The sequence below is a fragment of the Clostridium sp. CAG:43 genome, assembly GCF_000434655.1.
GTDB classification, from domain to species: Bacteria; Bacillota; Clostridia; order Lachnospirales; family Lachnospiraceae; genus Otoolea; species Otoolea fessa.
Genome location: NZ_FR895093.1, coordinates 69380 through 78068, shown reverse-complemented (window position 1 = coordinate 78068; position 8689 = coordinate 69380). Strand labels below are relative to the sequence as shown.

The following is an 8689-nucleotide window of genomic DNA, read 5'->3' as shown; positions in this document are numbered from 1 at the left end:
TTTTTGTTTTTTTTATTTTTTTTTATTTGTTCTAATTATTCCTATATTTTTATAGTTTCTTTCTACTGTAAAATCATGTATTTCAGCCCTATCCTACCACTCCGCAGCTCCCTTAAAAAAACCTTTCTTACTTCTTAAACAGGAAAATAGACAACCATTACACATTTCTGGTTACTGTTCACGCATACGTGCCCAGTAACCATTTCTGCATTCCTATAGCCACAAAATGTCTCCTTTGAGATTGAAAAAGCGCCGTCTTTCTGCTATAATACATAGTTGCATTGATTTCTTTCATTAAAATTAAGAAACATTACAAAAAGGGCGTAAAAAGGCGCAATAAGAAACCGAAAGAAAGGCGGAAATCCTGATAAGCAAAGGGTTTTCGGATAGGTAAATCATAAAATGAAATTAGGTATCGTAGGTCTGCCAAACGTAGGCAAAAGTACACTGTTTAATTCTCTGACCAAGGCTGGCGCTGAGTCTGCCAATTACCCGTTCTGTACCATCGATCCGAACGTCGGTGTCGTACCGGTTCCGGATCCGCGTCTGGGTCAGTTAGCAGCTCTTTATAATTCTGCCAAAATCACTCCGGCTGTGATCGAGTTCGTTGATATCGCTGGTCTGGTAAAGGGCGCTTCCAAGGGCGAAGGTCTTGGAAACCAGTTCCTTGCCAATATCCGTGAGGTAGACGCGATCGTACACGTTGTCCGTTGCTTTGAGGATCCAAATGTTATCCATGTAGACGGCAGCGTCAATCCGCTCCGCGATATCGAAACCATCAACCTGGAGCTCATCTTCTCCGATATGGAAGTTCTGGAACGCCGTATTGCCAAGACAACCAAGAGCGCCATGGGAAATAAATCCCTTGCAAAAGAGCTGGAAACTCTGAAAAAACTGTATGCGCACCTTGAAAACGGCAATCTGGCTAAGAGCTTTGAGCCGGAGGACGAGGATGAACTCACGTTCATCAATACGCTGGATCTCTTAACCTGGAAACCGGTTATCTTCGCTGCCAACGTATCCGAGGATGATCTGGCAGATGACGGTGCTTCCAATGAATATGTAAAACAGGTTCGCGAATTCGCAGCTGAGAACGACAGCGAGGTATTTGTTATCTGTGCACAGATTGAACAGGAAATCGCAGAACTGGACGAGGACGAGAAAAAGATGTTCCTCGAAGATCTCGGTCTGACCGAATCCGGTCTTGAAAAACTGATCGCAGCCAGCTACCGTCTGCTTGGTCTCATCAGTTATCTGACTGCCGGAGAAACCGAGACACGCGCATGGACCATCAAGGTCGGCACCAAAGCTCCGCAGGCAGCTGGAAAGATCCACTCTGATTTTGAGCGCGGTTTCATCAAAGCCGAGGTAGTCAACTATCAGGATCTCTTAGACTGCGGTTCCTACAATGCAGCCAGAGAAAAAGGGTTGGTACGCATGGAGGGCAAGGACTACGTGGTGAAGGACGGCGATGTTGTGCTGTTCCGTTTTAATGTTTAATACCCCTTCCATATAATTTAAAAACATTTTCCCCGAAATTCGCTCATACACTGTATTAAACGAATTCCGGGGATTTTTTATGAGCTCAAAAACAAAAATTGTCGTACTCCGCATGAAAGAGATTATTTATACTGCTATCTTTATCGGACTGGGGCTTCTTCTCATCGCCCTTCTTCTCATCATGTTCCGACCGGGCAGGAAGACGCAGAGCGCCTCCGCTCCCGCTGCGGCCGGCATTTCCTATCTGCCTGGTATGTACAGTTCTACCCTGACACTCGGCAGCCAGGCAGTCAACGTCGAAGTCACGGTTGATTCCACCCAGATCACCTCTGTTACCTGCCGTCCTTTAAGCGATTCCATCGAAACTATGTACCCACTGCTCTCCTCTTCCGCTTCGCATCTCTCGGAGCAGATCGTGAGCACGCAATCGCTTGAAAATCTCTCCTTTGAAAGTGGCAGCCAGTATACCTCGCAGGCATTATTAAATGTGATACATACTGCATTAGCAAAAGCAATCCTTTAAATATCGTATAGCATAACATCAAAAATTTCAGAGAACACCTTCATCGGATGCTTTAGAAAAGCACCTTATCTTTTAACCAAAAAAATCCGGCTGAACCATCTTTTCAAACGGTTCAACCGGACTTTTTATGTCCGTATTCTTTTACGTTATTTACTGAATAACCTTAACCGGGCACTTCGCTGCACAAGCTCCGCAGTTTACGCACTTCTCATAATCGATAACAGCTACGTTGTTATCCATATGGATTGCGTCAAACTTACACTGCTTGGTACACAGCGTACAGCCGATACAGCCAACCTGGCAGGCTGCTTTGACAGCCGGTCCACGATCGTGGGAGCTGCACTGTACCAGATGTTTTGCCTTGTACGGTACCAGGTCGATCAGGTGTTTCGGGCAGGCTGCCACGCAGGCACCACACGCTACACACTTCTCTTTGTCTACAACCGCTACGCCGTCTACCACATGGATTGCATCGAATTTACATGCCTTCACACAGGTACCGAAACCGGTACAGCCGTAAGAACATGCCTTTGCACCGCCACCCGGTACAACGGATGCCTTCGCACAGTCCTCGATACCATGGTACTCATACTGTACTTTTGTCTTGTCACAGGTACCTTTACATTTAACGAAAGCTACCTTTTTCTCAGAGGAACCGGCCTCTACACCCATGATAGCAGCGATCTTCTCGCCAACCGGAGCGCCGCCGACCGGGCAGGCATTGACCGGAGCTTTTCCTTCTGCGATAGCCTTAGCAAGACCATCACAACCCGGATAACCACAGCCACCACAGTTGTTGCCCGGAAGCTCTTCACGGACAGCTGCCTCTTTTTCATCCACTTCAACTTTGAATTTTGCGCCGAACAGACCAAGGCCTACACCGACGATAATGCCGACTGCCGCGATTACGACAGCTGCAATAATGATTGAATTCATATCCATCTTCGTCTCCTCCTTCTACAGTAATCCGGAAAATCCGAGAAATGCAATTGCCATCAGGCCTGCCGTTACCAGTACGATAGGAGACCCCTGGAAGTTATACGGGATATCATTTCCTTCAATGTGCTCACGAATACCTGCTAAAAGAATGATGGAGATCGTATAACCAACGGCTGTACCAACACCATTTACCACGCTCTGTGCAAATCCGTAACCATTCTGAACGTTTGTAATAGCAACACCAAGAACGGCACAGTTTGTTGTAATCAGCGGAAGGAATACACCCAGCGCGTTATACAGGGAAACCATGCACTTCTTTAAGAACATCTCAACGATCTGAACCAGTGCTGCGATAACGAGAATGAAAACGATGGTTTTCAGGTAATCGATACCAAGCGGTGCCAGAACGAACTGATAAATCAGGTTTGCAACGATGGATGCGATGGTAATAACGAAGATAACCGCACCACCCATACCAGCTGCTGTTTCAACTTTTTTGGATACGCCGACGAAGGAGCAGATACCGAGGAACTGGCTCAGTACGACGTTGCTGACCAGCGCCGAGCTTATCGCAATAATAAGTAATTCTTTCATCACTTCTCCTCCTGTTCCTTCTTAACTTCTGCATCATGACCAGCACAGCTTAAGCAGTCGCCGCTGCAGCAGCCACCCTTCTTCTTCTCTTTTACGGAACCGTTTGTTGCACACGGCATCTTCAGACGATTCTGAAGAGCAGTCAGGCAAGCCAGTACGAAGAATGCACCCGGCGCCAGGATGAAGATTGAGATCGGCTGATAGGAAGCCGGCATAATCTGGATACCAAAGATAGTACCTGCACCCAGAAGCTCACGGAAAGAACCGATGAGTGCCAGAGCAACTGTAAATCCAAGTCCCATACCGATACCGTCAAATGCAGACAGGATCGGGCCGTTCTTCATAGCATATGCCTCGGCACGGCCAAGGATGATACAGTTAACTACGATCAGCGGAATGTAAAGTCCCAGGGAAGCATATAAGCTTGGAACGAAACCTTCCATCAACATATCTACGATGGTTACGAAGGATGCTACGACTACGATCTCTGCCGGCAGACGCACGCCGTCCGGAATGATCTTACGAAGCAATGCAATCAGAAAGTTCGCCGCAATCAGTACGGCGGTTGTCGAAAGTCCCATGCCGACACCGTTGATGGCGGAAGTGGTTACCGCCAGGGTCGGACACAGACCCAGCATCTGAACGAAAATCGGGTTTTCTTTCCAGATACCGTTATATAAGCGCTCTACATATTTATTCATAATCTTTCCACCTCCTACTGTGCCAGGCAGTTAGCCACGAAATAGATAGCTGCATCTGTCGCGTTGGTGACTGCCTTGGAAGTGATCGTTGCACCACTGATGGCTTCAATCTGATTATCTGCAGACGCGCCTGTCTTTGTAACTTCCAGGTTCTCAGCTTTCTTGCCGATAAACTGATCCTTGAAATCCGGTTCTTTGGCTCTCATACCAAGACCTGGCGTATCGCTGATGCTTAAGAAACCGATACCGGTCAGCTCGCCCTCGTTGGTGATACCAACTGCGATCTGCACGTTGCCGCCGTAGCTCTCTGCGGAGGTAGAGGTAATCAGGTAACCGATCTGGTTGCCGCTTGCATCCAGCGCTTCTTTTGCATCATTGATGGTAACTTTTCCAAATCCCCACTCAGAGATGCTGTCCGCTGCAGCAGTTACTGCGTCAGCCAGCTCCTGCGGTTCATCAAAGCTTGCCGCATCCGGGTAAACTTCCTGATAAGTTTTAGTAGCTGCTGCCTCCTGTGCCTGTGCAATCGGATCCAGCGTAATATCATGTACTGTTCCCAGACAGATACCAGCTACCAGAGTAATAACGAAAAGGATGATTGTATTTTTGATAATCTGGTTCATTATTTCTTCTGACCTCCTTTTCCAAATGCTGTCGGAAGCGTATAGCGCTCAATCAGCGGTACCAGCAGGTTGCTGAAGATGATCGCATAGGAAACGCCCTCCGGAGAAGCACCCCAGAGACGGAAGATTCCGGTTACGATTCCGAGGATCAGTCCGTATACGATCTGTCCCTTCGGAGTCAGAGGACTCGTTACATAATCGGTTGCCATAAAGAATGCACCGAAGATAAGACCACCTGCACAGATCTCACTGAGAGAATAGGTCAGGTTGAATCCGCCAAACAGGAATGTAAATACAAATACGGTTCCAATGTAAATCAGCGGGATAACCGGGCTGATAACTTTGCGGACTACCATGTAAATCGCACCAATCAGCAGGGCAATTACAGATACCTCACCGATAGTTCCCGGAATACGTCCGATTACCAGGGATGCCAGATCCACTGTCTCACCGGCTCTTAACTGTGCCAGCGGAGTTGCACTTGTCAGACTGTCAAATCCAAGCTTTGCGGATGAGAAGTTATTCATAAACAGAGCGAAGGAAGTCAGAAGGAAACATCTGGCTGCCAGTGCCGGGTTCATGAAGTTCTGTCCCAGACCACCGTAAAGCTGTTTTACAACGATGATTGCAAAGAATGCACCAAGAACCGGGATCCAAACCGGGATTTCCGGCGGCATATTCAGTGCAAGAATCATGCCAGTAACAACTGCACTGCCGTCCGAAATCGTAATCGGCTTGTGCATTAATTTCTCATAAAGATACTCGGCTGCCACACTGGCGATCACGGTAGCGATCAGAACCAGAAGTGCATTCATGCCGAACTGCCATACACCATAAACACTGGCAGGAATCATGGCGATCACAACGTCAAACATCAGGCGCTGTGTCGTAACTCCGTCACGAACGTGAGGTGATGACGATACTTTTAATAATTTTTCCATTTCTTACCACCTCCTACTTTCTGCGGCTGGCTGCTACTGCCTTACGCATCTCTTTGAATGCCTGGGTCAGCGGCCGTCTTGCCGGACAAGCATATGCACAGCATCCGCACTCAACGCATTCCATGCCGTTTAAGCTCTGGAATTTTTCAAGATCGTGAGCTGTAGATGCTTTCATCATCAGCGGAGGTACAAGGTGCTCCGGACAAACGCCTACACAGCGTCCGCAACGGATACATGCTGACGGCTCCATCGCTGCTACCTGGTCCTTGGTAAAGGTGGTCAGAGCAGATGAAGTCTTCGCTACCGGGAAGTCAAGGCTGAAAAGAGCCTGTCCCATCATAGGACCACCAGAAATCATCTTCTCCGGTTCCTGTTTAAAGCCGCCTGCTGCCTCTACCAGTCTCTGATAGTTGGTACCAAGACGTACCTCAAAGTTCTGCGGCTCTGCAATGGCATCACCGGTTACCGTAATGATCTTGCGGATCAGCGGAGTTGTCTTGCATACTGCATTATAAATAGAAGCAACGGTATCAATATTGTCTACGATACAGCCTGCATCTGCCGGCAGCATGGAAGAATTGATCTCACGTCCTGTCACTGCATAGATAAGTGTACGCTCACCACCCTGCGGGTACTTGGTAAGCAGCGGACATACTTCGATTCTCGGCTCGTCCTTTACCATCTCCGTCAGCTTCTTGATAGCCTCCGGCTTGTTGTTCTCGATACCGATAACACCCTTCGCATTGTCAAACAGCTGAAGCATAACCTTCAGACCGCCGATAATCTGCTCCGGACGCTCTATCATGGTACGATAGTCACTGGTTAAGTACGGCTCGCACTCTGCACCGTTGACGATAACGTAATCAATTGCGTTCTCATCTTTCGGAGTAAGCTTTACATGTGTCGGGAAACCAGCGCCGCCCAGGCCGACGATACCGGCATCCTTAACGATCTGGCGAATCTCCTCTTTGGACAGCTTCGATGCATCTCTGTCTGTACCAAATCCCTCGATCGCCTCTTCTTCACCGTCATTCTCCACCAGGATTGACTGAACCATTGCACCATTGGCAACCAGCTTGGACTCGATTCCCTTTACTGTACCGGAAACAGAACTGAGTACGTTTGCGGAAATAAATCCGCCTGCCTCTGCAATGATCTGGCCTTTCAGCACGTGATCGCCCTTCGCTACCAGTGGTTTCGCAGGTGCGCCAATGTGCTGGGACAGCGGATAAACCATAACCTCGCCCTGTAACGGCTCGAGATACTTGATCGGCTTATCCTCAGACAGTTCTTTTCCCTCAAATGGATGAATGCCGCCTATAAATGTAGCCAAACCCATCAATTAAACCCTCTTTCTCTTACTAAATTTTCCCTCATCCTCCACCCATTCACCTCCCGACAGATGCCTTTTCTGCCGAAATTGTGAAAATATTGTCGGGCGTAGGAGCTAGAATCTACCGCGTCTAGTATAACACAGGAAAAAAAAATTCACAATTGGAAAATGAATCTTCTGCCTCCTTCACTCTGTATAAAAATTAATACAAATGGTTATAATATAGCTTTTGTTTATACAGAATTAACAAAACTGTGAAAAAATCCCGTAAAACTTTCTCTTAAATACTATATCAATAGCCTTTTTTCTCGTTACCTAAAGAGCTGCACAGTCTACTGGAAAAACTTACTCCAGTACCCCTGCACAAAAATAAACAGCACAATCAGCGGAATGACATACGTCACATACACCCGCACCTGGCGCGGGAACTTCACGCCTTTTCCCTCATTTGCCTCCTTGAGGAAATTCTCAAATCCCCATCCATACCGGCTGGGACAGCCATACCGGCTGGTACAGAACATCAGGTAAACGAGGCTTCCGAGTGGAAGCAGGTTGTTGCTGACGATGAAATCCTCGAGATCCAACACGTTGCTACCCTCTCCGAACGGCATGAAACCACTCCAGAGATTGAAACCCAGCACGCACGGAAGCGACAGGACCGCAATCACCACCAGATTGACGCAGACTGCCTTTTTGATCGAACAGCCAGTCAGATCCGTTGCAAAGGATACGATATTCTGGAATACCGCTGTGACCGTTGATGCCGCCGCAAAGGTCATAAAGATAAAGAACAGCGTGCCCCAGAAACGTCCGCCTGCCATGTGGTTAAATACATTCGGCAGCGTGATGAAGATCAGGCTTGGTCCCTGTCCTGCCTCGATGCCGTAAGCCGCACATGCCGGGAAAATGATAAGTCCTGCCATAAACGCTACCAGCGTGTCAAGGACCAGTACATTGATTGCCTCGCCGGTCAGGCTGCGCTCTTTATCGATATAACTTCCAAAAATCGCCATCGCACCGATACCGATACTCAACGTGAAGAACGACTGTCCCAGCGCTGCAAATACGACCTTGCCAACACCAACCTCCTGAATCTTGCCAAAATCCGGCTTTAAGTAAAATTCAAGTCCCGGACGTCCGCCTTCCATCCGCACCGAATTGATTGCCAGCACAACCATCAGGAATAACAGGCAGACCATCATCATCTTTGTGATCTTCTCAACGCCGTTCTGGAGTCCCATCGCACAGATGGAAAAACAGAATACGACACAGAGCAGCATAAATACCGTCATCAGTCCCGGATTTGCCAGTACAGAGCCAAATTCCCCTGCTACACCGTCCGCATCCAGACCCACGAAATCGCCTTTCGCCATCTTGAACACGTACAGCAGAAGCCATCCGGCTACCGTCGTATAAAACATCATCAGGACATAGTTGCCCGCCATCGCGAACCATTTTTCAAAATGCCACTTAGTACCCTTTGGCTCCAGCACATCAAATGAAAGCGCCGCACTCTTCTGGCTCGCTCTGCCGAC

The 8689-nt window shown here is 48.1% G+C and carries 9 protein-coding genes; 2 read left to right on the top strand and 7 right to left on the bottom strand.

The window, feature by feature from the left end; genetic code table 11:
• The first annotated feature begins 402 nt into the window (after positions 1 to 402).
• Positions 403 to 1500: a redox-regulated ATPase YchF gene (gene ychF / locus QVO97_RS07800; protein ID WP_022359782.1), complete on the top strand. Its 1098-nt coding sequence runs from the start codon at positions 403 to 405 to the stop codon at positions 1498 to 1500.
• A gap of 79 nt (positions 1501 to 1579) precedes the next feature.
• A complete protein-coding gene (locus QVO97_RS07795; protein ID WP_022359781.1) occupies positions 1580 to 2023 on the top strand; it encodes a hypothetical protein in 444 nt (147 codons plus the stop codon).
• 150 nt (positions 2024 to 2173) lie between these two features.
• Here QVO97_RS07795 and QVO97_RS07790 read toward each other — a convergent pair whose 3' ends face one another.
• From QVO97_RS07790 to QVO97_RS07760, 7 genes are all read right to left on the bottom strand, one after another.
• Positions 2174 to 2965 carry an RnfABCDGE type electron transport complex subunit B gene (locus QVO97_RS07790; protein ID WP_022359780.1) on the bottom strand — a complete coding sequence of 264 codons (792 nt, stop codon included), beginning with the start codon at positions 2963 to 2965 and terminating at the stop codon, positions 2174 to 2176.
• Between the two features lie 15 nt (positions 2966 to 2980).
• The gene (locus QVO97_RS07785) at positions 2981 to 3556 is read right to left on the bottom strand and encodes an electron transport complex protein RnfA (protein ID WP_022359779.1); all 576 of its coding nucleotides are present in this window, start codon (positions 3554 to 3556) and stop codon (positions 2981 to 2983) included.
• Positions 3556 to 4257, bottom strand: a complete 702-nt coding sequence (gene rsxE, locus QVO97_RS07780; protein ID WP_022359778.1) for an electron transport complex subunit RsxE — start codon at positions 4255 to 4257, stop codon at positions 3556 to 3558. The genes QVO97_RS07785 and rsxE overlap by 1 nt, the downstream gene beginning before the upstream one ends.
• A 14-nt stretch (positions 4258 to 4271) precedes the next feature.
• Positions 4272 to 4880 (bottom strand): RnfABCDGE type electron transport complex subunit G, encoded by a 609-nt coding sequence (locus QVO97_RS07775; RefSeq protein ID WP_022359777.1) that lies wholly within the window; start codon positions 4878 to 4880, stop codon positions 4272 to 4274.
• Positions 4880 to 5821, bottom strand: coding sequence for an RnfABCDGE type electron transport complex subunit D (locus QVO97_RS07770; protein WP_022359776.1), 942 nt, complete (start codon positions 5819 to 5821; stop codon positions 4880 to 4882). The genes QVO97_RS07775 and QVO97_RS07770 overlap by 1 nt, the downstream gene beginning before the upstream one ends.
• A 13-nt stretch (positions 5822 to 5834) precedes the next feature.
• A complete protein-coding gene (gene rsxC, locus QVO97_RS07765) occupies positions 5835 to 7160 on the bottom strand; it encodes an electron transport complex subunit RsxC (protein WP_022359775.1) in 1326 nt (441 codons plus the stop codon).
• Positions 7161 to 7486: 326 nt separating this feature from the next.
• Positions 7487 to 8689, bottom strand: a 1203-nt coding sequence (locus QVO97_RS07760; RefSeq protein ID WP_288189347.1) for a sodium-dependent transporter, incomplete at its 5' end; no start/stop codon positions are given.